This window comes from Streptomyces sp. BL1, from assembly GCF_057628045.1.
In genome coordinates this window covers 5173180-5196923 of the sequence record NZ_JBXYWZ010000002.1, presented here as the reverse complement: position 1 = coordinate 5196923, position 23744 = coordinate 5173180, and the positions used below count along the sequence as shown (strand labels likewise).

The window sequence follows — 23744 nt, the reverse complement described above, 5'->3', positions numbered from 1 at the left end:
TCGCGGGGCTACTTGACGCTGAGCGGCAGCAGCTTCCGGCCCGTCGGGCCGATCTGGATGTCCGTGTCCATCTGCGGGCAGACGCCGCAGTCGAAGCAGGGGTCCCAGCGGCAGTCCGGCACCTCGGTCTCGTCGAGGGAGTCCTGCCAGTCCTCCCAGAGCCAGTCCTTGTCCAGACCGGAGTCCAGGTGGTCCCAGGGGAGCACCTCCTCGTGGCCCCGCTCGCGCGTGGTGTACCAGTCGACGTCCACGCCCAGCTCGGGGAGCCGCTCGCCGGCGGACTCCATCCACAGGTCGTAGCTGAAGTACTCGCGCCAGCCGTCGAACCGGCCGCCCCGCTCGAAGACTTCGCGGATCACGGCGCCGACGCGGCGGTCGCCGCGGGACAGCAGTCCCTCGACGATGCCGGGCTTGCCGTCGTGGTACCGGAAGCCGATGTTGCGGCTGTACTTCTTGTTGCCGCGGATCCGGTCGCGGAGCTTCGTGAGCCGCGCGTCGGTGTCCTCGGCGGACAGCTGCGGCGCCCACTGGAAGGGGGTGTGCGGCTTGGGGACGAATCCGCCGATGGACACGGTGCAGCGGATGTCGTTCGACCCGGCGACCTCGCGGCCCTTGGCGATGACCCGCTCCGCCATGTCGGCGATCTGGAGCAGGTCCTCGTCGGTCTCGGTGGGCAGCCCGGCCATGAAGTAGAGCTTCACCTGCCGCCAGCCGTTGCCGTAGGCGGTGGCCACGGTCCGGATGAGGTCCTCTTCGGAGACCATCTTGTTGATGACCTTGCGGATGCGCTCCGAGCCGCCCTCGGGCGCGAAGGTCAGGCCGGACCGACGCCCGTTCCTGGTCAGCTCGTTGGCCAGGTCGACGTTGAACGCGTCGACGCGGGTGGAGGGCAGGGACAGGCCGACCTTGTCCTCCTCGTACCGGTCGGCGAGGCCCTTGGCGATGTCGCCGATCTCGGAGTGGTCCGCCGAGGAGAGCGAGAGCAGGCCGACCTCCTCGAAGCCGGTGCTCTTCAGTCCCTTGTCGACCATGTCGCCGATGCCGGTGATGGAGCGCTCGCGCACCGGCCGGGTGATCATGCCGGCCTGGCAGAAGCGGCAGCCGCGGGTGCAGCCGCGGAAGATCTCCACGGACATCCGCTCGTGCACGGTCTCGGCGAGCGGCACCAGCGGCTGCTTCGGGTACGGCCACTCGTCCAGGTCCATCACGGTGCGCTTGGAGACGCGCCACGGGACACCCGAACGGTTCGGCACGACACGGGAGATGCGGCCGTCGGGCAGGTACTCCACGTCGTAGAACTTCGGCACGTACACCTCGCCGGTCTTGGCGAGGCGCAGCAGCAGCTCGTCGCGGCCGCCGGGGCGGCCCTCGTTCTTCCAGCCGCGGATGATCTCGGTGATCTCCAGGACGGCCTGTTCGCCGTCACCGACGACCGCGCAGTCCAGGAAGTCCGCGATCGGCTCCGGGTTGAACGCGGCGTGGCCGCCGGCCAGCACGATCGGGTGATCGTCGGTGCGGTCCTTCGCCTCCAGCGGGACGTCGGAAAGCTCCAGCGCGGTCAGCAGATTCGTGTAGCCGAGCTCCGTGGAGAAGGAGACGCCGAGGACGTCGAACGCGCCGACGGGCCGGTGTGCGTCGACGGTGAACTGCGGGACCTCGTTCTCCCGCATCAGCTTCTCCAGGTCGGGCCAGACGCTGTACGTCCGTTCCGCCAGCACCCCTTCGCGCTCGTTGAGCACCTCGTAGAGGATCATGACGCCCTGGTTGGGGAGCCCCACCTCGTAGGCGTCGGGGTACATGAGCGCCCAGCGGACGTCGCAGCTGTCCCAGTCCTTGATGGTGGAGTTGAGCTCGCCGCCGACGTACTGGATCGGCTTCGATACGTGCGGGAGGAGGGCCTCCAGTCGCGGGAAGACCGACTCGACAGGCATGGGTGATGTCCTCGGGGCAGGTGATCTCTCGTACAGGGGTGACCCTTCAGCGTAACTCCACCGGAGGTACGCCCATGCCGGGCCCGTCCCCGGCCGCTCTCCCGGGGGACTCCCCCGCCGTCGCGCCGGTCGTCACACCGCCCGTCACACCGCCTCGGGGCCGAGCTGTTCCGCGGCGGTCACCTCCCGCCACAGCTCGGGCAGCTGCCGCTCGCACCCGGCGGCCAGCCCGCACTCGCGCTCGTACAGCACGCCGTACGTGAAGGACTGCTCGCCCGCGGCGTGCGCCTGGACGGCGATCTCGCGCAGCGCCTCGCGGGCGACGACGCTGTCCTGGTGCTCCCCCAGCAGGTCCTGGAGGTAGGTCATCCGGGCCACGTACTCCTTGGCGGCCCTGCCGAAGACGGGGCGGGCGGCCTCCGCCGAGTAGCGGGCGCGCTTGGCGGCCTTGCGGGCCTCGTGCAGGGACAGGTCGCGGAGGTCGCCGGACGGTGCGGCGAGGGCCTTGCCGATGTGTCCGGCCAGCCTGTCGAAGTCGCGCCGTACGGCGCTGGAGATCACGTGGTCCGGCGGTGCCTCCGCCGCCTTCTCGCGCAGCGGCGGACGGGCCAGCAGCGCGTCGAGCGTGTCGAGCAGCGCCAGGTAGCGGCCGCCGTCCAGTACGGCCAGCAGCCGGCGGCGGGAGCCTCCGCGGCGGGCGCGGCCGAAGGTGCGCAGCCGGCCGCGCACCGGGCCGAGCGTCAGCTGCCGGGGCAGCTCGGCGATCCGCTGTTCCAGCCGGGCCGTGAGCACCTCGCGGTCCCGGTCGACGCCCAGTTCGGCGGCGAGCCACCGGAGTTCGGCGCCGGCCGGCTCGGTGACGGTGCGGTCGAGGACCTTGCCGTACGAGCGGAAGCAGCTGCGCAGCCTGCGGGTGGCGACGCGCATCCGGTGCACCGAGTCGGGGACGTCGCGGCGTACGGCGGGGTCGAGGGCGACGAGGACGCGCACCTGCTCCCGGGCGTACCCCAGCACGACGTCGCCGGCGGTCAGCGGCGCACCGTCCGCCTCGCCCCGGCCGGCCGTGCGCACGGGCCGCGGGTCGGTCTCGGCGAGGGCGCGGGCCAGCTTGGAGTCGTGCCCGGCCCGGGTGAAGCCGGCGGCGAGCAGCCGCTCCTCCACCCGGTCCAGCAGGGCGGGGTCCTGCCCCTCGGCCAGTTCGGCCTCGGTCTCGCTCCACTCGGCGGTGCCGCGGGCCGGGCCGAACCGTTCGGCCGACACCCGGTCCTGCCCGATCTCGACCAGCAACTCGCCCCCGGCGCCCCGCAGATGGTGCCGCTCGCGCCGCTGCCGCAGCCGCATCACGGGTGCCAGCGGTTCGCCGCGCAGCCGGGACCTCAGCAGGGAGGTCAGCACCCGCGGAATGTCCGGGCCCTCGCTCAGGGGTGCCTGGATCTCGTCCCGTACGCCGGGGGCGACCGGCAGCTTCAGATGCCAGCCCGCGTCCTCGCCGCCGGTCCTGCGGCGCAGGGTGACCCCGTCCGCGGCCAGCCGCTGGTCCACGGTGTCGTAGTAGACGGCGTCGAGTTCGACGGTGCCCGCCCCGACGACGGAGTGCACTCCCCGTACGCCGAGGCCGGGCAGTTCCGCCCCGGTGCTGTCAGCGGCCTTCGCAGCCTGGTATTTCCGCTCGGTCTCCCGCACAACGTCCGCCATGCGGGGAACGTATGCGCGCCCTCACCCGCCCGCAATGGCCCGGTCGGGACTACGCCGACACGGGTCTGCGCGTGGTGATCGACTGCAGCAGTCCGAGGGCGATCCAGGTCGCGAACATGGAGGTGCCCCCGTACGACACAAAGGGCAGCGGAAGCCCCGCGACGGGCATGATGCCCAGCGTCATCCCGATGTTCTCGAAGGACTGGAAGGCGAACCAGGCGATGACGCCCGCGGCGACGACCGTGCTGTACAGGTCGGTCGAGTCCCGGGCGATGCGGCAGGCGCGCCAGATCACCACGCCCAGCAGCAGGATGATGAGCCCGGCACCGAGGAAGCCCAGCTCCTCGCCGGCGACGGTGAACACGAAGTCGGTCTGCTGCTCGGGCACGAACTGCCCGGTGGTCTGGTCGCCCTGGAAGAGCCCCTTGCCGGCCAGCCCGCCCGAACCGATGGCGATGCGGGCCTGGTTGGTGTTGTAGCCGACGCCGGCCGGGTCGAGCGCCGGGTTGGCGAAGGCGGCGAACCGGTCTATCTGGTACTCGTCCAGCAGGCCCAGCGCCCAGATCAGCACCGCGCCGCCGGCGCCCGCCAGGCAGAGACCGGCCACCCAGCGGTTGGAGGCTCCGGAGGCGAGCAGCACACCGAGCACGATGACGCCCATGACCATCACCGAACCGAGGTCCGGCATCAGCATGATGACGACGATCGGGAGGGTGGCGATACCGAGCGCCTTCAGCACGGTGCGGTGGTCGGGGAAGTCCCGGTCGCCCGCGTCGACCTTGGCGGAGAGCAGCGTCGCCATGCCCAGGATCACGGTGATCTTCATGAACTCGGCGGGCTGCAGGGAGATTCCGGCGCCCAGGTGCAGCCAGGCGCGCTGGCCGTTGATGGTGGCGCCGAGCGGTGTGAGCACCAACAGGCCGAGCAGCACCGTCAGTCCGTAGAGCACCGGCACCGCGCCGCGCAGCCTGCGGTGGCCGAGCCAGACGGTGCCGCCCATCATGACGATGCCGACGACCAGGCTGATCAGGTGGCGGGTCAGGAAGTAGTACGGGTCGCCCTGGTTGATGTCGGTGCGGTTGCGGGTGGCGGACCACACCAGCAGCGTGCCGATCACCGACAGGCCGACACCGGACAGCACTATCACCCAGTCCAGCCGCCACAGCGCGGAGTCGCGCGCGGTGAACCGCTGCCATACGGTGCGGCGCTGCGGTCCGTAGCCGCCGAGGGAGTAGGAGTGCGTGCTCAACCGTTGCTCCCCGCTTCCGCTTCGGCCGCCTTGCGCTTGTCCGCTGCCGTGGCCGCGTTCTTGTCGCGCTGGGCCTCGATGGTGCCGTCCTTGTTGACCTTCGGGAGGTTCTTCTCCGGCGTGGGCAGCAGCGCCTTCTTCGGGTCGATGGCGCCCTTCTTGCCGACGCCGTATATGGCGTCGTAGATCTTCCGCACGGCGGGACCCGAGGCGCCGGAGCCCGTACCGCCCTGGGACATCGTCATGACGATCGAGTAGTCCTTGGTGTACGTCGCGAACCAGGACGTCGTCTGCTTGCCCGCGACCTCCGCCGTACCCGTCTTGGCGTGCATCTTGATCTTGTCCTGCGGCCATCCCGCCTGGCCGAACCGCCAGGCGGCGGTGCCGCGTTCGGCGACGCCCGCGAGCGCCTTGTCCATCGCCGCGAGGCCCTTCTTGCCGATGGGCAGCTTGCCGTGCGACTTCGGCTCGATGTTGCTGATGTGCTGCCCGTCCGGGCTGACGGTCGCCTTGCCCAGCGTCGGGTCGAACATCGTGCCGCCGTTGGCGATGGCCGAGTAGATGGTCGCCATCTGGATGGGCGTGACGAGGGTGTCGCCCTGCCCGATGGAGTAGTTGACGCTGTCACCGGCGCGCATCTTCATGCCGGAGACGCAGTTCTCCTTGGCGATCTTGTCGGCGTAGGACTTGGGGTCCTTGCCCTGCGAACACCAGGCGTCCTTGTTCGCGTTGTAGTAGTCCTTCTTCCACTTCCGGTCCGGGACCCGGCCCTCGACCTCGTTCGGCAGGTCGACGCCGGTCCTCTTGCCCAGCCCGAAGTCGTGGGCTGTGCGGTAGAACCAGTCCTTGGTGTTCTTCTTCGGCTTGTTGCCACCGTCCTTCTTCCACTGCTCGTACGCCAGCCGGTAGAAGACGGTGTCGCAGGAGACCTCCAGGGCGCGGCCGAGGCTGATCGGTCCGTGCCCCTCCGACTCGAAGTTCTTGAACACCTGTCCGCCGACGTTGAACGAGGGCGAGCACTGGTACTGCCCGTTGAACGGGTAGCCGGCCCGCAGCGCCGCGGTGGTGGGGATGACCTTGAAGATGGAGCCGGGCGCCGCCAGGCCCTGGATGCTCCGGTTCAGCAGCGGGTAGTTGGACTGCTTCCCGGTGAGCTTCTTGTAGTTGGCGCCCGAGATGCCGCCGACCCAGCTGTTCGGGTCGTACTCCGGGTTGGAGGCCATCGACACGACCCGGCCGGTCTTGTTCTCCATGACCACGACCGCGCCGGCGTCCGCCTTGTAGTTGGTGCCGGTGTTCTTGTCGTGCTGCTTGCGCGCGTCCTTCATCGCCTTGTCGAGCTGCTTCTCGGCGACAGCCTGGACGCGGGAGTCGATGCTGGTGACGAGGTTGTCGCCGGGGTGCGCCTTGTCGCTCTTGGCGCGGCCCATGACGCGGCCCAGGTTGTCCACCTCGTACCGGGTGACGCCGGAGGAGCCGCGCAGTTTGTTGTCGTACTCGCGCTCCAGACCGGAACGGCCGATCTCGTCGGAGCGCAGGAACGGCGAGTCGGTCTTCTCCGACTTCTGCACTTCCTCGTCGGTGACCGGCGACAGATAGCCCAGCGCCTGCGCGGTCTGCGAACCGTACGGGCCGGGGTAGCGGCGTACGGCGGTGGGCTCCGCCGTGATGCCGGGGAAGTCCTCGGCGCGCTCCCGGATCTGCAGCGCCTGCTGCGTGGTGGCCGTGTCGCTGACCGGGATGGGCTGGAAGGGCGAGCCGTTCCAGCAGGGCTGCGGCGTCTTGGCGTCGCAGAGCCGGACCTTCTTCTTGGCCTCGTCCGGCGACATCCTCAGCACGTGGGCGAGGCGGGTCATCACCGCGTCGCCCCCGTCGTCCATCTTCATCAGCTCGGTGCGGGAGGCGGACACCACGAGGCGGGTCTCGTTGTCGGCGATGGGCACGCCGCGCGCGTCGAGGATCGAGCCGCGGGTGGCGGGCTGGACGACCTGCTGCACGTGGTTACCGGAGGCCTTCTTCTGGTACTCCTCGCCGTTCCGCACCTGGAGATACCAGAGGCGGCCGCCGAGGGTCAGCAGCAGGGAGAGCACCAGGACCTGAAGGATGATCAGCCGGATCGTGATCCGGGGCGTGCGGCCGGTCTCCGGAATGTTGCTCACAGCCGCTTGACCCCCTTCAGCCGTCCCGTCGCCTTCCGCCCGGAGCGGCTCAGGAGGGAACCGCGCTGGCTGCCGATGCTCGCGGCCTTCGCCGGCTTGTCGGCCGACTTGGACGGCTTCGGGGTCTTCCCCGGCTTGGGGGGCTTGGGGCCCTTGCCGGGTTTGCCAAAGATCCCGTTCTTGCCGCCGGTCCCGCTCTTGCCGCCGAACCGGCCCGCGTCACCGAGAGTCAGCCCGGTGCCGGTGGTCAGCCAGCCGTACGCCCGGCCGCCGGTGCTGGCGCTGCCGCCGCCGGTGGCCTCGGCCCCGCCGAGCGGGTCCGGTTCGGAACGCCGGGCCAGCGCCATGATCAGCGGCACGGTGAATGGCGCCAGCAGCAGGTCGTACAGCGTGGCCGAGAACAGCAGCCCGAGCAGGCCCACCTGACGGGCCGCCGTGTCCCCGACGAGGGCGCCGACTCCCGCGTACAGCAGGGTGGAACAGATCGCTCCGCTGGCGACCACCAGCATCGGCACGGTCGCCGAACGGTGCCGGCCGTTGTCGGGACGGGCCAGGCCCGCCGCGTAGCCCACGATGCAGAGCACCATCGCGTACCGGCCCACGGCGTGGTCGGCCGGCGGCGCGAGGTCCGCGAGCAGTCCGGCGCCGAATCCGATGACGGCGCCCGCGGTGTGTCCGTAGACCATCGCCAGGCCGAGCACGACGAGCATCAGCAAGTCGGGGACGGCTCCTGGGAGATGGAGTCTGGCGAGCACACTCACCTGGACGATCAGGGCGACGATCACCAGAGACGTCGAGAGAAGCATCCGGTTGAGGTGCATGGTCAGCTCCTGGAGGCGGGTGCGCCGGGCGTCTTCGTCACGGTCACCGTCGGGGCGGGCTTCGGCTGCTTCGGCTTCTCGGGCCGCAGCACCTCGTTGCGCGGGTCCTTCTTCGGCGCCTCGACCACCACGCCGACCACGTCGAGCTTGCTGAAGCCCACGTACGGACGGACGCTGACGGACCGTGTGAGATCGCCGCCGCTGGGGTCGACCTTGCTGACGCGGCCGACCGGCACACCGGGCACGAACGGCTTGTCGGACTGCGAGCCGAAGGTGACGAGCCGGTCGCCCTGCTTGACTTCGGACTTGCCGTTGAGCAGCTGGACGTTCAGTTCGTTGCCGCCGCGGCCGGTGGCGAAGCCGAGTTCGTCGGTCTTCTCCATCCGGGTGCCGACGGTGAAGTCCGGGTCGTTGGCGAGCAGGACGGTCGAGGTCGACGGGCCGACGGTGGTGACCCGGCCGACGAGGCCGTCGCCGTTCAGCACGGTCATGTCACGGGCGAGGCCGTCACGGCTGCCCGCGTCGATGGTCACGGTCCAGGAGAAGCCCTGTGCCGCACCGATGCCGATGACCTGGGCGCCCTTGATTCCGTAGCCGCCCGCTCCGGCGGTCTTCAGCAGTTTGTCCAGTTCCTTGGCGCGACTTCGGGTGTGGTCGCTGGAGCCCAGTTTCTGCTTCAGGGCGGCGTTCTCCTGCTCCAGCTTGCTTATCCGGCCGTGCCGCTCGCCGGAGTCGCGTACGGCGGCGATCGCGTTCCCCACGGGGTCGACCGCGGCCGATACACCGTTCTCGACAGGTCCGAATACGGATGCGGCCCCCTGCCGCGCGCTGTCGAGCGGGGTCTGCTCGCCGCCTCTGATATCCACCGTGATCAGTGCGAACGCGATGGCGATCAGAAGGACGAGCAGCAGCCGGCTTTCTCGTGTGTCCCTCACGTTGCGGCGGCCGTGCCCTTTCTGCTGTCGGAAAGTGCGGTGATGTCGCTGATCTAATGTGAACGTTTTCCGGAACAGTTAACGATCCGCCGCGCGGACAGTGGTCATCCGAGCGGCGGATCGGTGAATTCAGGTCATCGCCGCGGCTGCGCGTCGAGCACCTGTTGCAGAGCTTCGAACTCCTCGACGCACTTTCCGGAGCCGAGCGCCACGGAGTCCAGCGGATCCTCGGCGATGTGGATCGGCATGCCGGTCTCGCGCCGGAGCCGCTCGTCGAGGCCGCGCAGCAGGGCGCCGCCGCCGGTGAGCACGATGCCCCGGTCCATCACGTCGCCGGACAGCTCGGGCGGGCACTTGTCGAGGGTGGTCTTGACCGCGTCGACGATCGCGTTGACCGGCTCCTCCATGGCCTTGCGCACCTCGGCCGCGGAGATCACCACCGTCTTGGGAAGTCCGCTGACCAGGTCCCGGCCGCGGATCTCGGTGTGCTCGTCCTTCTCCAGGCTGTACGCCGAACCGATCGTGATCTTGATGCTCTCGGCGGTGCGCTCGCCGAGCAGGAGGCTGTACTCCTTCTTGATGTGCTGGATGATCGCGTTGTCCAGCTCGTCGCCGGCCACCCGGATCGACTGGGCCGTGACGATGCCGCCGAGCGAGATGACGGCGACCTCGGTGGTGCCGCCGCCGATGTCGACCACCATGTTGCCGGTGGCCTCGTGAACCGGGAGGCCCGAGCCGATCGCCGCGGCCATCGGCTCCTCGATGATGTGCACTTGCCGGGCACCGGCCTGGGTGGATGCCTCGATCACGGCGCGGCGTTCCACTCCGGTGATACCGGAGGGGACACAGACCACGACGCGCGGACGGGCCATCCAGCGGCGCTTGTGGATCTTCAGGATGAAGTAGCGGAGCATCCGCTCGGTGATCTCGAAGTCGGCGATGACGCCGTCCTTCAGGGGACGTACTGCCACGATGTTGCCGGGGGTCCGGCCGATCATCTTCTTCGCCTCGGCTCCGACCGCCAGAATGCCGCCGGTGTTGGTGTTGATGGCGACGACGGACGGCTCATTGAGGACGATCCCGCGACCCCTGACGTACACCAGCGTGTTGGCGGTCCCGAGGTCGACAGCCATATCACGGCCGATGAACGACATGTTGTTCGCCATAGGATGCGTCTGGCCTTCCAACTGGAGCGATGGTGTGTAAGAGGACGGCAGGAGATGTGAACGCGCTTGGTCTGCCCGGCGCGAGGTTCCATCGTAGACGCGGTCGCTCGAACACGTAGCGACGGTTCCTCCGCCATTGTCAGCGGAACACCGGTCGTCCTCGACAGTTGTGACGTCGTGTCGGGGTGATGCGTTCCCCCGAACAGCCGTGCATATGCCGAAGGGCGACCGAATCATGTCGGTCGCCCCAGGTCAACAGGGCCGGACTCGCTGACGGCCCGTCAGCTCCCGGTCAGGCCGCGGCGGGAAAGAAAATCTTCAGTTCCCGCTCCGCGGACTCCGCCGAGTCCGAGGCGTGGATCAGATTCTCCCGCACGATGGTTCCGAAATCGCCACGGATGGACCCCGGCGTCGCCGCGATCGGGTCAGTGGGTCCGGCCAGCGCACGGATCCCCTCGATGACCCGCTCGCCCTCGACGACCATCACCACGGACGGCCCCGAGGACATGAACTCGACCAGCGGAGCGTAGAACGGCTTGCCCTCGTGCTCGCCGTAGTGCTGCTCCAGCACGCTCAGCGGCAGGGTCCGCAGTTCGAGGGCGGAGATCGTCCACCCCGCCTTGCTCTCGATCCGGCCGATGATCTCGCCGATCAGGGAGCGACGGACAGCGTCCGGCTTGAGGAGCACGAGCGTGCGCTCGGACATGGTGCGACTCCTTGCAGGTCAGAAAGCGTAACGGAGGGTTGAGGCTACCGGGTGCGGTGCGGCGGACAGCACCCGGACCGCGCACCCCGTACGGGGCCGGCGGCGTACGCCACCCGACGGAGCGTCACGCCTGGGCCGCGTGCAGCGCCTTGGCCTCGTCGATCTTGCGTCCGAAATGCACGGAAGCCCACCACAGCCCGGCGAAGCAGGCGCCCAGGATGAACATCATCGGCACGACGAACCCTGCGGCGATCAGGGCGATTTGCAGCGCCCAGCCCAGGGCGACCCCGCCCGGGCGCGTCAGCACCCCGCACAGCAGCACACAGAGCACCATGGCGGTCCCGCTGACCGCCCAGACGGTGCCCGCACCCACGTCGGTCGTCCGCATCGCCACCAGACCGGCGAAACCGATGACGAAGAACTCCCCGATCAGAGTGGAGGCGCACAGCGTTCGCATCCGCTACTTCCTTCCTCCGCCACCCAGCAGCAGCCGGGCCTCTCCCACCGTGATGACCGAGCCGGTGACCAGGACGCCCGCTCCGGCGTACTCGTCCTCCTCCTCGGCCAGCGTGATCGCTTCCTCGATCGCCAGGTCCAGCCGCGGCTCCACCTGCACCCGGTCCTCGCCGAACACCTCGACGGCGACCGCCGCGAGATCGTCGACGTCCATGGAACGGTCGGTGGAATTCCGGGTGAGCACGACCTCCGCGAAAATTGGCTCGAAAGCCTCCAGCAGTCCCCGGACGTCCTTGTCCCGGCTCGGCCCGACAACGCCGATGAGACGGCTGAAACCGAACGCCTCACTGACCGCTTCCGCCGTCGCCTTGGCACCGCCCGGGTTGTGCGCCGCGTCCAGCAGCACGCTGGGCGAGCTGCGGACGAGCTCCAGCCGGCCCGGCGAGGTGACCGCGGCGAAGGCCTCGCGGACCGTCTCCTGGTTCAGCGTGCGGCCCTGCTCCTGGCCGACCCCGAAGAACGCCTCGACGGCGGCGAGCGCGACCGCCGCGTTGTGCGCCATGTGGGCGCCGTGCATCGGGAGGAAGATCTCCGGATACTCGCCGCCCACCCCACGCAGCGTCAGAAGCTGCCCGCCGACGGCGATTTCACGGGAGACCACACCGAACTCGATGCCCTCACGGGCCACCGTGGCACCGGCCTCCGCCGCCTTCTTCAGCAGGACGGACGCCGCCTCGACGGGCTGCTGCGCGAGCACGACCGTCGCACCGGGCTTGATGACGCCGGCCTTCTCGCCGGCGATCTCCTCCACCGAGTCGCCGAGCCGGTCCGTGTGGTCGAGGGAGATGGGTGTGATGACCGAGACCCCGGCGTCGATCACGTTGGTGGCGTCCCAGCTGCCGCCCATGCCGACCTCGACGACACCGACCTCGACGGGCGCGTCCGCGAAGGCGGCGTACGCCATTCCGGTCAGCACCTCGAAGAAGGACATCCGGTGTTCCTGGCTGCCGTCCACCATCCCGACGAACGGCTTGATGTCCTCGTAGGTCTCGATGAACTGCTCCGCCGGGAGCGGCGCCCCGTCGATGCTGATCCGCTCGGTGACCGACTGGACGTGCGGCGAGCTGTACCGGCCTGCGCGCAGCTCGAACGTGCCGAACAGCGTCTCGATCATCCGGGCCGTGCTGGTCTTGCCGTTGGTGCCGGTGATGTGGACGCTCTGGTACGCGCGCTGGGGCTCGCCCATGATGTCCATCAGCGCCGTCATCCGGTCCAGCGACGGGTCCAGCTTCGTCTCAGGCCAGCGCCCCATCAGCTCCGACTCGACCGCGCGCAGCGCCTTGTCGGTCTCCGGGTCCTCGGGCCGGGCCGGCACGTCCGCCTGCGGCGGCCCGGCCTGGGCGCGCAGCGTGCGGCTGCCGGCCTCGATGACGGCGAGGTCGGCGTCGCGGTCGGTCTCCTCGCCGACGATGTGGTCGAACTCGGAGGGATCGGGAATGCCGGTGACATCCTGCATGCCAGTGATGTCCGGGAGGCTCGTGATGTCCGGTACGTCGAGATCATCGTCGTGACCGGAATCGTCGGGGTCCTCGTGCGGCTCGGGCTCGGGGGGCTGCTGGTCGCTCACGCGGACCAGTCTACGGACCGCCGATCCCGATCACGGAGCCACGCCCGTGCCCGCGCCCGCGCTGCCCGCCGGGGGCCGGAGCCACCGGCGGACAGCACACGGGTCAGCTCTGCGGCAGCTGCTCCAACTGCCGTGTGATGCGGGCGATGTCGGCCTCGGCGGTGGACTGCCGCGTACGGATCTTCTCCACCACGTGGTCCGGGGCCTTGGCGAGGAAGCCCTCGTTGCCGAGCTTCCCTGTGGTCTGCTGCAGCTCCTTCTGCGCCGCCGCCAGATCCTTGTTCAGCCGCTTCCGCTCCGCCTCGACGTCGATCACGCCGGACAGGTCCAGCGAGACCGTCGCGCCCTGGACCGGCAGCGAGGCGGTGGCCTGGAAGCCCTCGCCCGCCGGCTGGAGCCGCAGCAGCTGCCGGATCGCGTCCTCGTGGTCCGCCAACGGCGTGCCCTCGGCGGCCAGTTCGGCCGGGACCTTCTGGCCCGGCTGCAGACCCTGGTCGGCGCGGAACCTGCGGACCTCCGTGACGGCCTGCTGGACCGTGGCGATCTCCTGCTCGGCCCGCTCGTCGCGGAAAGCGGAGTCGACGGGCCAGTCGGCGACGACCACGGACTCGCCGCCGGTGAGCGTCGTCCACAGCTGCTCGGTGACGAACGGGACCACCGGGTGCAGCAGTCGCAGCGTGACGTCCAGGACCTCGCCCAGGACGCGCTGCGAGACCTCGGCGGCCCGGCCGCCCTTGAGGAACGTGGTCTTGGACAGCTCCACGTACCAGTCGAAGACCTCGTCCCACGCGAAGTGGTACAGCGCGTCGGACAGCTTGGCGAACTGGAAGTCCTCGTAGTGGCCGTCGACTTCGGCGATCACCGAGTTGAGCCGGGAGAGGATCCAGCGGTCCGCCGCACCCATCTCGTCCCGGTCCGGCAGCGGGCCCTCGACCGTCGCGCCGTTCATCAGCGCGAAGCGCGTGGCGTTCCAGATCTTGTTGGCGAAGTTCCGGGAGGCCTTGACCCAGTCCTCGCCGATCGGCACGTCCGTACCGGGGTTGGCGCCGCTGGCCAGGGTGAAGCGCAGCGCGTCCGAGCCGTAGTCGTTCATCCAGTCCAGCGGGTCGACGACGTTCCCGAAGGACTTCGACATCTTCTTGCCGTGCTCGTCGCGGACCAGGCCGGTGAGCGCGATGGTGTGGAACGGCGCGACGCCGTCCATCGCATACAGACCGAACATCATCATCCGGGCGACCCAGAAGAAGATGATGTCGTGCCCGGTGAGCAGCACATCGGTCGGATAGAACTTCCGCAGGTCGGCCGTGTCGTCGGGCCAGCCCAGCGTGGAGAACGGCCACAGGCCGGAGGAGAACCAGGTGTCCAGGACGTCCGGGTCCTGGTGCCAGCCCTCGCCGGTCGGCGGCTCCTCATCCGGACCGAGGCAGCGCACCTCGCCGTCCGGGCCGTACCAGACGGGGATGCGGTGGCCCCACCACAGCTGGCGCGAGATGCACCAGTCGTGCATGTTGTCGACCCAGTCGAAGTAGCGGGACGACATGTCGGCGGGGTGGATCTTCACGCGGCCGTCGCGGACCGCGTCGCCGGCGGCCTGCGCGAGCGGGCCGACGCCGACCCACCACTGCATGGACAGCCGCGGCTCGATGGTCGTCTTGCAGCGCGAGCAGTGCCCGACGCTGTGCACGTACGGCCGCTTCTCCGCGGTGATCCGGCTCTGCGAGCGCAGCGCGGCGACGATCGCCGAGCGCGCCTCGAAGCGGTCCAGCCCCTCGTACGGGCCGTGCGCGGTGATCACGCCGCGCTCGTCCATGACGGTCACCATGGGCAGGCCGTGCCGCTGGCCGATGGCGAAGTCGTTCGGGTCGTGGGCCGGGGTGACCTTGACCGCGCCGGAGCCGAACTCCGGGTCCACGTGCTCGTCCGCGACGACCGGGATCTCACGGTCCGTCAGCGGCAGCCTGATCGTACGGCCGACGAGGTGCGCGTACCGCTCGTCGTCCGGGTGGACCGCGACGGCGGTGTCGCCGAGCATCGTCTCGGCGCGGGTCGTGGCGACCACGAGGGAGTCGTCGCCCTCGCCGTACCGGATGGAGACGAGCTCGCCGTCGTCCTCCTGGTACTCCACCTCGATGTCCGAGATGGCGGTCAGACAGCGCGGACACCAGTTGATGATGCGCTCGGCCTGGTAGATCAGGCCCTCGTCGTACATCTTCTTGAAGACGGTCTGGACGGCGCGGGAGAGCCCGTCGTCCATGGTGAAGCGCTCGCGCGACCAGTCGACGCCGTCGCCGAGGCGGCGCATCTGGCCGAGGATCTTCCCGCCGTACTCTTCCTTCCACTGCCAGACCCGCTCGGTGAACGCCTCGCGGCCCAAGTCCTGCCGGGACAGGCCCTCTTCGCCGAGCTGCTGCTCGACCTTGTTCTGCGTGGCGATGCCCGCGTGGTCCATGCCGGGGAGCCAGAGCGACTCGTACCCCTGCATGCGCTTACGGCGGGTGAGGGCGTCCATCAGCGTGTGCTGGAAGGCGTGCCCGAGGTGCAGGGAGCCGGTGACGTTCGGCGGCGGGATGACGATCGTGTACGGCTCGCGCTCGCTCTTCGGGTCCGCCTCGAAATAGCCCCGCTCTACCCAGCGCTCGTACAGCTTCCCCTCTACCTCGGCCGGCGCGTACTGGGTCGGCAGATCATCGGGGGCTGCTGCGATGGGCCCGTCGGTGTCCGGGCGCTGCTGAGTGTTCTCGGTCACGGGGGTCAGTGTACGGGCGCGAATGTGGCGGTCTCGAATCGGTTTGGAGGGCGGTGGGATGGCGCTGTCCGGCATCGGACAGGATGTGGGACACGCGTAGGCGTGCATGCACATGTCCAACGGGAGGGACGCGCCACCATGAGTTTCCAGCAGCCCGGTCCATACGGGCAGCCGCCCCAGCAGCCGGGACCGTACGGTCAGCCCCCGCAGCCGGGGCAGCCGCAGGGCGGACCGAATCCCTACGGTGCGCCGGGTCAACAGCCCGGCTACGGCTACCCGCAGGCCCCGCAGCAGCCCGGAATGCCGCCGCAGCAGGGCGGGTTCGGCCAGCCCGGGCCGTACGGTCAGCCGGGCCCCTACGGGCAGCCGGGTCCGTACGGCCAACAGCCCGGCCCGTACGGGCAGCCCGGGATGCCGGGACAGCAGGGCGGCGGGAACACGGGCAAGAAGGTGGGGATCATCGCGGGGGTGGCCGTCGCCCTCGTCGCGATCGCCGGGGGCGTCGTCGTCTTCCTCGGCAGCGGCCCCGACCCGTACGACGTCACCACGCCCAAGTCGCTGCTCACCAGCGAGTATCAGCTGGCGAAGGGCAGGAACGCGCAGGACGCGACCACCAGCGGCAACCTCGCGGACAACCCGAACGTGAAGGCCGCGGGAGTCTCCAACGGCAAGGGTGTGGGCGGGACTTACCAGTCCACGAAGAAGGAGATCCTCTCCCTCTACGGCGTCAACGGCGAGGTCGCCGACCCGGAAAAGGCGGTGGACGCGGCGCTCGCCGAGGTCGACAAGTCGAACCGGAAGCTGGACAGCCAGGTCGACGGCCGGACCACCGCGAAGCAGGGCACGGCCACCTCCTACGCCCCGGACGACTTCGACGGTGAGGTCATGAAGTGCATGACCAACAAGATCACCGTGAACAGCGCGGCGACCGGCCGGCAGTCGGTCGTCAACACCACGAGCACCTGCGCCTGGGCCGACGAGTACGCGGTCGGGATGGTCGAGCAGATGGGCTCCCTGACGCCCGGCTCCACCACCATCACGGGGCAGTCCGCACAGGAGCTCTCCGAGACCACGGCGAAGGTCCGCGCCGAGGCCCAGGAGCCGCGGTAACCGCTTCGCGTGCCCCGTAAGGGGCGCGGGGAACTGCGCAACCAGCCACGCGCCAACCGCAGCAGCCTCCCGGAAAGTCCCGTGGAAGCACGAAGGGGCGCCGGCACAATGCCGGCGCCCCTTCGCATGAGCGGTCCGCACGGGGTGGCCCCGCATGTCGCATGCGGCCCCCGCGGCTACGCGGCTACGCGCTCTTCTCGTGCCGGGTGTCGTCCTGTTCGCCGCTGCGGGAGCGCGGCACCAGCGTCGGATTGACGTTGGAGTGCACGACCTCCTCGGTGATGACGACGCGCTCCACGTCCTTGCGGGACGGGACCTCGTACATCACCGACTGCAGGACCTCTTCCATGATGGCCCGCAGACCGCGCGCGCCCGTGCCCCGCAGGATCGCCATGTCCGCGATGGCCTCCAGCGCCGGACGGTCGAACTCCAGCTCCACACCGTCGAGTTCGAACAGGCGTTGATACTGCTTCACCAGCGCGTTGCGCGGCTCCAGCAGAATCTGCAGCAGCGCCTCGCGGTCGAGGTTGTGCACGGAGGTGAGGACCGGGAGGCGGCCGATGAACTCGGGGATCATCCCGAACTTCACCAGGTCCTCCGGCATGACGTCCTCGAACTGGTTCTTCTCCTCCAGCTCCCGCTTGGAGCGGATGTCGGCACCGAAGCCGATGCCCTTGGTGCCGGCCCGGGACTCGATGATCTTGTCGAGGCCCGCGAAGGCGCCGCCCACGATGAACAGCACGTTCGTCGTGTCGATCTGGATGAATTCCTGATGCGGGTGTTTCCGCCCGCCCTGCGGCGGCACGGAGGCCGTCGTACCTTCGAGGATCTTGAGCAGCGCCTGCTGCACACCCTCGCCGGAGACATCACGGGTGATCGACGGGTTCTCGCTCTTTCTGGCGACCTTGTCGATCTCGTCGATGTAGATGATCCCGGTCTCGGCCTTCTTGACGTCGTAGTCGGCGGCCTGGATCAGCTTCAGCAGGATGTTCTCGACGTCCTCGCCGACATAGCCCGCCTCGGTGAGCGCCGTGGCGTCGGCGATGGCGAACGGGACGTTGAGCATCCGGGCCAGGGTCTGCGCGAGCAGCGTCTTGCCGGAACCGGTCGGACCGAGCAGCAGGATGTTGGACTTCGCCAGCTCGATGCCGTCGTCCCGGCCCTGCCCCGTGCCGTTCTCCCCGGCCTGCACCCGCTTGTAGTGGTTGTAGACCGCGACGGAGAGCGCCTTCTTCGCCGACTCCTGGCCGACGACGTACCCCTCCAGGAACTCCGAGATCTCGCGGGGCTTGGGCAGTTCATCCCAGCGCACCTCGGAGGACTCGGCGAGCTCCTCCTCGATGATCTCATTGCACAGATCGATGCACTCGTCACAGATGTAGACGCCAGGGCCCGCGATGAGCTTCTTCACCTGCTTCTGGCTCTTCCCGCAGAACGAGCACTTGAGCAGATCGCCGCCATCACCGATGCGTGCCACGAGGAGCTTCCCCTTCGCCTGGGATCCGTCGGCCGGACGGACCGAGCTACGTGCTCTCCGACGGTACCTTGCCGGACCGCCGGAATGGGCCCCCCTTGGGCCGACTCGGTCGGACAGGCCGACACCACCATCGGCCCAAGGGGGAACGGGACTTCGCAGTCCGTCAGATTCCGACCGAAGACTTACGAGTCGTGATGATCTGATCGACCAGACCGTACTCCAGCGACTCCTCAGCCGTCAGGATCTTGTCACGCTCGATGTCGTCACGGATCTGCTCGATCTCCTTCGTGGAGTGCTTCGCCAGCATCTCCTCGAGCTGGACGCGCATCCGCTGGATCTCGTTCGCGGCGATCTCCAGGTCGGAGACCTGACCGCGGCCGGTCTCGCTGTACGGCTGGTGGATCAGGATGCGGGCGTTGGGCAGCGCCATCCGCTTGCCGGGGGTACCGGCCGCGAGCAGCACGGCCGCGGCGGACGCCGCCTGGCCCATGCAGACCGTCTGGATGTCGGGCTTCACGAACTGCATCGTGTCGTAGATCGCCGTCAGCGCGGTGAACGAGCCGCCGGGCGAATTGATGTAGATCGAGATGTCCCGGTCCGGGTCCATCGACTCCAGGCACAGCAGCTGCGCCATGACGTCGTTGGCGGACGCGTCGTCGATCTGCACGCCGAGGAAGATCACGCGCTCTTCGAAGAGCTTCGCGTACGGGTCGTACTCGCGCGTGCCCTGCGAGGTGCGCTCGACGAAGCGCGGGACGACGTAGCGCGACTCGGCCTGCGGCCCCTCGTAGCGGCCGGCTGCGCCGAACTGGCCCGCGGCGCCGGGGAATTCCGGAAGGTTGGTCATCGGAGACTTCTCCTGGTGATGAGCTGAGTGTGCGGTGGGGGTGCGGAGCTCAAGCGTTGGCGGGGCTCACGCGCCCGTACCGCCGCCGCCCGGAAGCTGGGCCGCGGAGCCGTAGACCTCGTCGATCAGGCCGTACTCCTTGGCCTCCTGCGCGGAGAACCAGCGGTCACGGTCGGCGTCGTGGGTCCACTGCTCGACACTCTGCCCGGTGTGCTGCGCCGAGAGGTCGGCCATCTTCTTCTTCGTGCGGAGCAGCTGCTCGGCGTGAATCTTGATGTCCGAGGCGGAACCCGCCAGGCCGGCGGACGGCTGGTGGATCAGGATCTCGGCGTTCGGCAGCGCGAAGCGCTTGCCGGGGGTACCGGCGCTGAGCAGGAACTGGCCCATCGAGGCGGCGAGGCCCATCGCGATGGTCACCACATCGTTCTTGATGTACTGCATGGTGTCGTAGATCGCCATGCCGGCCGTGATCGAGCCGCCGGGGCTGTTGATGTAGAGGTAGATGTCCTTGTCGGGGTCGGCGGCAAGGAGCAGCAGCTGCGCGGTGATCTTGTTGGCGATGTCGTCGTCAACGGGCTGGCCCAGGAAGATGATCCGCTCGTTGAGCAGCCGGTTGTAGACCTGGTCGCCGAGGCCACCACCAATGTTGGGCTCAGCGGCGGCGGAAGGCATCGGAAGCGTCACGTGTCCACCTGCTCGTATCCGGACGGTCGCTCGTCGGCTGGCCGTCACTGGGGTCTTCGTGTACTTGGGACCCTAACGCGCGGGCCCGGCATCGCCATCCCGGTCTCTGACCTGTTCGCTGTGAGCGCATGCCCGGCGCCGGGGCCCTGAACGGGCCCGGTCGGGGTCCCGGAAACCGTACGGGGCTGCCGGGGCGCGTCGCACGCCCCGGCAGCCCCGTTCAGCTGTGGGTGAGGGCTCAGCCCTCGGACTTCTCCTCGGACTTGGCGTCCTCGGTCTTCGCGTCCTCGGCCTCGCCCTGCTCCGCGTCGGCGGACTCGGCGGCGACCGTCTCGGCGGTCTCGTCCTCGTCGTCCAGGTCGACCGTCTCACCGTTGGTGTCCTTGACGGTGGCCTTCTCGACGACGGTGGCCAGCGCCTTGCCGCGGGCGACCTCGCCGACCAGCATCGGCACCTGGCCGCCCTCGACGACCGCCTGCGCGAACTGGTCGGGGCTCATGCCGGAGGACTGCGCGCGGCGCATGAGGTGCTCGGTGAGCTCCTCCTGGCTGACGTTCAGCTTCTCGGTGTTGACGAGCTCGTCCAGCACGAACTGGGTCCGGATGCCCTTCTCCGCCTGCTCCTTGAGCTCGGCGTCGAAGTCCTCCTCGGACTTGTCCTGGAACTTGAGGTAGGTCTCCAGGTCCAGGCCCATCTGCGCGAGCTGCTGGTTGACGAGGTTCTCCTTGCGGGTGCGGACCTCGTCGTCGAGCAGGTTCTCCGGGATCGGGACCTCGACCAGCTCCAGCAGCTCGTCCAGCACCTTCTCCTGGGCCTGCTGGGCCTGCTCGCCCTTCTTCTGCTGCTCCAGGCGCGTCCGGCTGTCCGCCTTCAGCTCCTCCAGCGTGTCGAACTCGCTGGCCAGCTGGGCGAACTCGTCGTCCAGCTCGGGCAGTTCACGGGCCGAGACGGACTGCACGGTGACCGTGACCTCGGCCTCCTGGCCGGCGGCGGAGCCGCCCTTCAGCTCGGAGGTGAAGGTAGCGGTGCCGCCCGCCTCCACGCCGGTGACGGCTTCGTCGATGCCGTCCAGCAGCTCACCGGAACCGATGGTGTAGTCGATGCCCTGGGCGACGCCGTCCTCCAGGACCTCGCCGTCGACCTTGGCCTCGAGGTCGAGCTTCAGGACGTCGCCCTCGGCGGCGGCGCGCTCGACGGCGCTGGTGGAGGCGAAACGCTCGCGCAGCTGCTCGACAGCGGCGTCCACGTCTTCTTCGGAGACCTCAGTGGCGTCGACCTCGACCTCGATACCGGAGAAGTCCGGGATCTCGATCTCGGGACGCACATCGACCTCGGCGGTGAAGGCGAGCAGCTCGTTGTCCTTGAGCTCGGTGATGTCCACCTCGGGCTGGCCGAGCGGGTTGAGCTCGCCCTCCTCGACGGCGGACTGGTAGAGCTTCGGAAGCGCGTCGTTGACGGCCTCCTCCAGGACGGCGCCGCGGCCGAACCGCTGGTCGATGACCCGCGCAGGGATCTTGCCCTTGCGGAAGCCAGGCACCGAGACCTGCTCGTTGATCTTCTTGTACGCCGCGTCGAGGCTGTCCTTGAGCTCCTCGAAGGGCACCTCGACAGTGAGCCGAACCCGGGTCGGGTTCAGGGTCTCCACGGCGCTCTTCACGGTCGGTCTCCTTGGGGCTGACTTCTGGGGTTTCACGTCTGTCTGGGGCGCCCCGTATGCGACTCGATGAGTGTGCGGACACGACACAGGCACGCGCGTCATTCATAGTACGTGGTCGGGGTGGCCGGATTCGAACCGACGACCTTCCGCTCCCAAAGCGGACGCGCTACCAAGCTGCGCCACACCCCGTCGGTGCGACACGTAGAGTACATGCCGTACGATGCACATCGTGCCGCTGCGACAGGGCACTCTGTGCCGAACAGCAAGGAGCGCTCTGCGCCGGATGGCAAGGGGCACTCTGCGCTGAAGGACAGAGGATCTTCTGTCGGCGGTGCGCATGCGGGCGTAGCTCAATGGTAGAGCCCTGGTCTTCCAAACCAGCTACGCGGGTTCGATTCCCGTCGCCCGCTCTGTGAACACGACTGCGGCCCGGCTCCCTTGGGGAGCCGGGCCGCAGTCGTGTGGACGCGTGCCGTGCGGCCGGGCCCACGGGTGCCCGGCCGTACGGGCGTCAGAAGTTGATCTGGTTGATCGTGTCGGCGATCGAGTCGAGGAACCGGTTGATGGACGGGGCCACCCCGGTCGACGCGAGGAAGAAGCCGAAGAGGGCGGCGACGATGGCGGGCCCCGCTTTCAGGGATCCCCCGCGGACCAGGACGACCAGAATGACTGCCAACAGCAGCACGACAGACAGTGAAATGGCCACAACTGATCACACCCTCGCGGTCTCAACGCCACACCCGGCCGGGGACCCGTCGAACCTGGTCGCTTCCCCGCAGGGCACCATCGTGCCACCAAGTCCCGTGCGGGTGGTGCGGAGTGACGAATCATCGGCCAATGGTCGGGCTCCCTGCTGATGCGTCCGGACGTGCGCTTCATCCCCAGGAGGGAGCTCCCGTACACCCCCCGCGCTCCCCGGCTCGTACTCCGGGGGCGGCGTCCGCCGCCCGGTGCGGCCGCGGCGCGTACCGCCCGGACCCGGGAAACGGGAACAGGCGCCGAACAGGGGAACAGGAATTCGCGGGATTGTGTGGCGTCCGCCACGCCGCGGGACGGAACTGGACACTCAGTACATTCCGTTGGGCTCCCGCCAGGGCCATATGCCCTGCTTAACTTGGACATTGGTCCCGAAGAGCGGCATTCCGGTTCACCGGAATCACTGTGCCGATTCGCGTGTAAGGCATATCCACAAGGGGAGATGGAGAGGTGCCCCGGATAATCCCCGGGGAAATTTACGACTCACAGGTTTGCCCGCTATCGTGCGGCAGATGTTGCACGCTGGTTATGAGCGGACGCCGCTCCCCCCGGCCCGTGAGGACGGCCACTCTCCGGCGCATGACGCGTCGACGGAGCCCCCGGCGAAGGCGGAGGGCAAGCCGGCGGCCCAGGGCAAACCGCGCGATCCCTTCCTGGACAACGCCAAGTACCTGACGATCGTGCTCGTCGGTATCGGCCACGCCTGGGACCCGATCCGCAGTGACAGCCGTACGGCCGAGGCGCTCTACTACGTGCTGTACACGTTCCACATGCCGGCGTTCATCATCGTCTCCGGCTATCTGTCGCGGAGCTTCACGGGCAAGCCGAAGCAGATCCAGCGGCTGATCACCGGTGTCGCGGTGCCCTATGTGATCTTCCAGTTCGTCTACACACTGTTCATGCGCTGGGCGACGGACGATCCGGACCGCGAATTCCACTTCCAGGAACCGGGGTTCGCGCTCTGGTTCCTGCTCGCGCTCTTCCTGTGGCGGCTCACCACACCGGTGTGGAAGAACCTCCGCTGGCCGCTGCCCGTCGCGCTGGCCATCGCCCTGGCCGCGAGCGTCACACCGACCATCAGCAGCGACCTCAACCTCATGCGGGTCCTGCAGTTCATGCCGTACTTCGTGCTCGGACTGCTGCTGAAGCCGGAGCACTTCGAGATGGTCAAGGAGCGCCGGGTACGGCTCGCCGCGGTGCCGGTGACGCTGGTCGCGCTGCTCTTCGCCTACTGGGCCGTGCCCCGGATGTCCAAGGGCTGGTTCCTGCACGACAAGGCCGTACAGGACCTGGGCGTGCCGGCCTGGGCCGGTGCCGTGATGACCCTGGCGCTGTTCGGCTGCGGCCTGGTGATGACCGTCTGCTTCCTGTCCTGGGTGCCGCGCCGGCACATGTGGTTCACGACGCTCGGCGCCGGAACGCTGTACGCGTACCTGCTGCACGTCTACGCCATCAAGTCCTCGCGGGAGTTCGGCTGGTACGACATGGACTGGGTGGACCATCCGCTCAGCCGCGTCGTGATCACGCTGCTCGCCGCGGCCATGATGACGGTGCTGTGCACGGCCCCGGTGCGCAGGGCGCTGCGCTTCGCCATGGAGCCGGCGATGAACTGGTTCTTCCGGCAGGACGCGGGCTCGGAGGCCCGCACCCGCGAGCGGCGGCACACGCGGACCTGACCGTACGGACAAGCGGAAGGCCCCGGACCACGAGCGCGTGGTCCGG

At 68.9% G+C, this 23744-nt stretch carries 18 protein-coding genes and 2 tRNA genes; 3 read left to right on the top strand and 17 right to left on the bottom strand.

The window, feature by feature from the left end:
- Window positions 1–8 precede the first annotated feature (8 nt).
- The 11 genes from AC3AGO_RS22790 to AC3AGO_RS22740 form a co-directional block, all read right to left on the bottom strand.
- Window positions 9–1931 (bottom strand): TIGR03960 family B12-binding radical SAM protein, encoded by a 1923-nt coding sequence (locus tag AC3AGO_RS22790; RefSeq protein WP_487822077.1) that lies wholly within the window; start codon window positions 1929–1931, stop codon window positions 9–11.
- A gap of 144 nt (window positions 1932–2075) precedes the next feature.
- Window positions 2076–3626: a CYTH and CHAD domain-containing protein gene (locus tag AC3AGO_RS22785; protein WP_487822076.1), complete on the bottom strand. Its 1551-nt coding sequence runs from the start codon at window positions 3624–3626 to the stop codon at window positions 2076–2078.
- A gap of 49 nt (window positions 3627–3675) precedes the next feature.
- Window positions 3676–4875, bottom strand: coding sequence for a rod shape-determining protein RodA (gene rodA / locus AC3AGO_RS22780; RefSeq protein WP_487822075.1), 1200 nt, complete (start codon window positions 4873–4875; stop codon window positions 3676–3678).
- A complete protein-coding gene (gene mrdA / locus AC3AGO_RS22775) occupies window positions 4872–7034 on the bottom strand; it encodes a penicillin-binding protein 2 (protein WP_487822074.1) in 2163 nt (720 codons plus the stop codon). The genes rodA and mrdA overlap by 4 nt, the downstream gene beginning before the upstream one ends.
- Window positions 7031–7855 (bottom strand): rod shape-determining protein MreD, encoded by an 825-nt coding sequence (mreD, locus tag AC3AGO_RS22770; RefSeq protein ID WP_487822073.1) that lies wholly within the window; start codon window positions 7853–7855, stop codon window positions 7031–7033. Before mreD ends, mrdA begins: the two co-directional genes overlap by 4 nt.
- Before the next feature lie 2 nt (window positions 7856–7857).
- Window positions 7858–8790: a rod shape-determining protein MreC gene (gene mreC / locus AC3AGO_RS22765; protein WP_487822072.1), complete on the bottom strand. Its 933-nt coding sequence runs from the start codon at window positions 8788–8790 to the stop codon at window positions 7858–7860.
- Window positions 8791–8924: 134 nt separating this feature from the next.
- On the bottom strand, window positions 8925–9944 hold the full coding sequence (locus AC3AGO_RS22760; protein ID WP_487824771.1) for a rod shape-determining protein: 1020 nt from the start codon (window positions 9942–9944) through the stop codon (window positions 8925–8927).
- A 304-nt stretch (window positions 9945–10248) separates the two neighbouring features.
- Complete coding sequence (gene ndk, locus AC3AGO_RS22755) at window positions 10249–10662, bottom strand: nucleoside-diphosphate kinase (RefSeq protein WP_487822071.1); 414 nt, start codon at window positions 10660–10662, stop codon at window positions 10249–10251.
- A 124-nt stretch (window positions 10663–10786) separates the two neighbouring features.
- A complete protein-coding gene (locus AC3AGO_RS22750; protein WP_487822070.1) occupies window positions 10787–11119 on the bottom strand; it encodes a DUF4233 domain-containing protein in 333 nt (110 codons plus the stop codon).
- Window positions 11120–11122: 3 nt separating this feature from the next.
- Window positions 11123–12634 (bottom strand): bifunctional tetrahydrofolate synthase/dihydrofolate synthase, encoded by a 1512-nt coding sequence (gene folC, locus AC3AGO_RS22745; RefSeq protein WP_487824770.1) that lies wholly within the window; start codon window positions 12632–12634, stop codon window positions 11123–11125.
- Between the two features lie 214 nt (window positions 12635–12848).
- Window positions 12849–15491: a valine--tRNA ligase gene (locus tag AC3AGO_RS22740; RefSeq protein ID WP_487822069.1), complete on the bottom strand. Its 2643-nt coding sequence runs from the start codon at window positions 15489–15491 to the stop codon at window positions 12849–12851.
- Between the two features lie 300 nt (window positions 15492–15791).
- On the opposite strand from AC3AGO_RS22740, the gene AC3AGO_RS22735 reads away from it, so the two are divergent.
- Window positions 15792–16601, top strand: coding sequence for a hypothetical protein (locus AC3AGO_RS22735; RefSeq protein WP_487822068.1), 810 nt, complete (start codon window positions 15792–15794; stop codon window positions 16599–16601).
- A gap of 184 nt (window positions 16602–16785) precedes the next feature.
- Here the strand turns inward: AC3AGO_RS22735 and clpX are convergent, their stop codons facing one another.
- The 5 genes from clpX to AC3AGO_RS22710 form a co-directional block, all read right to left on the bottom strand.
- Window positions 16786–18078 carry an ATP-dependent Clp protease ATP-binding subunit ClpX gene (clpX, locus tag AC3AGO_RS22730; protein WP_487822067.1) on the bottom strand — a complete coding sequence of 431 codons (1293 nt, stop codon included), beginning with the start codon at window positions 18076–18078 and terminating at the stop codon, window positions 16786–16788.
- 163 nt (window positions 18079–18241) lie between these two features.
- Window positions 18242–18925: an ATP-dependent Clp protease proteolytic subunit gene (locus AC3AGO_RS22725; RefSeq protein ID WP_487822066.1), complete on the bottom strand. Its 684-nt coding sequence runs from the start codon at window positions 18923–18925 to the stop codon at window positions 18242–18244.
- A gap of 66 nt (window positions 18926–18991) precedes the next feature.
- A complete protein-coding gene (locus AC3AGO_RS22720) occupies window positions 18992–19597 on the bottom strand; it encodes an ATP-dependent Clp protease proteolytic subunit (RefSeq protein ID WP_487824769.1) in 606 nt (201 codons plus the stop codon).
- 250 nt (window positions 19598–19847) lie between these two features.
- Window positions 19848–21266, bottom strand: coding sequence for a trigger factor (gene tig / locus AC3AGO_RS22715; protein WP_487822065.1), 1419 nt, complete (start codon window positions 21264–21266; stop codon window positions 19848–19850).
- A 112-nt stretch (window positions 21267–21378) separates the two neighbouring features.
- Window positions 21379–21455, bottom strand: a tRNA-Pro gene (locus tag AC3AGO_RS22710).
- 150 nt (window positions 21456–21605) lie between these two features.
- Between AC3AGO_RS22710 and AC3AGO_RS22705 the strand changes: the two genes are divergently transcribed.
- Window positions 21606–21676: transfer RNA gene (locus AC3AGO_RS22705), tRNA-Gly, on the top strand.
- A gap of 101 nt (window positions 21677–21777) precedes the next feature.
- Here the strand turns inward: AC3AGO_RS22705 and AC3AGO_RS22700 are convergent.
- Window positions 21778–21972, bottom strand: coding sequence for a hypothetical protein (locus tag AC3AGO_RS22700; protein WP_487822064.1), 195 nt, complete (start codon window positions 21970–21972; stop codon window positions 21778–21780).
- A 550-nt stretch (window positions 21973–22522) separates the two neighbouring features.
- On the opposite strand from AC3AGO_RS22700, the gene AC3AGO_RS22695 reads away from it, so the two are divergent.
- The gene (locus AC3AGO_RS22695; RefSeq protein WP_487824768.1) at window positions 22523–23698 is read left to right on the top strand and encodes an acyltransferase family protein; all 1176 of its coding nucleotides are present in this window, start codon (window positions 22523–22525) and stop codon (window positions 23696–23698) included.
- The last annotated feature ends 46 nt before the right edge of the window (window positions 23699–23744 follow it).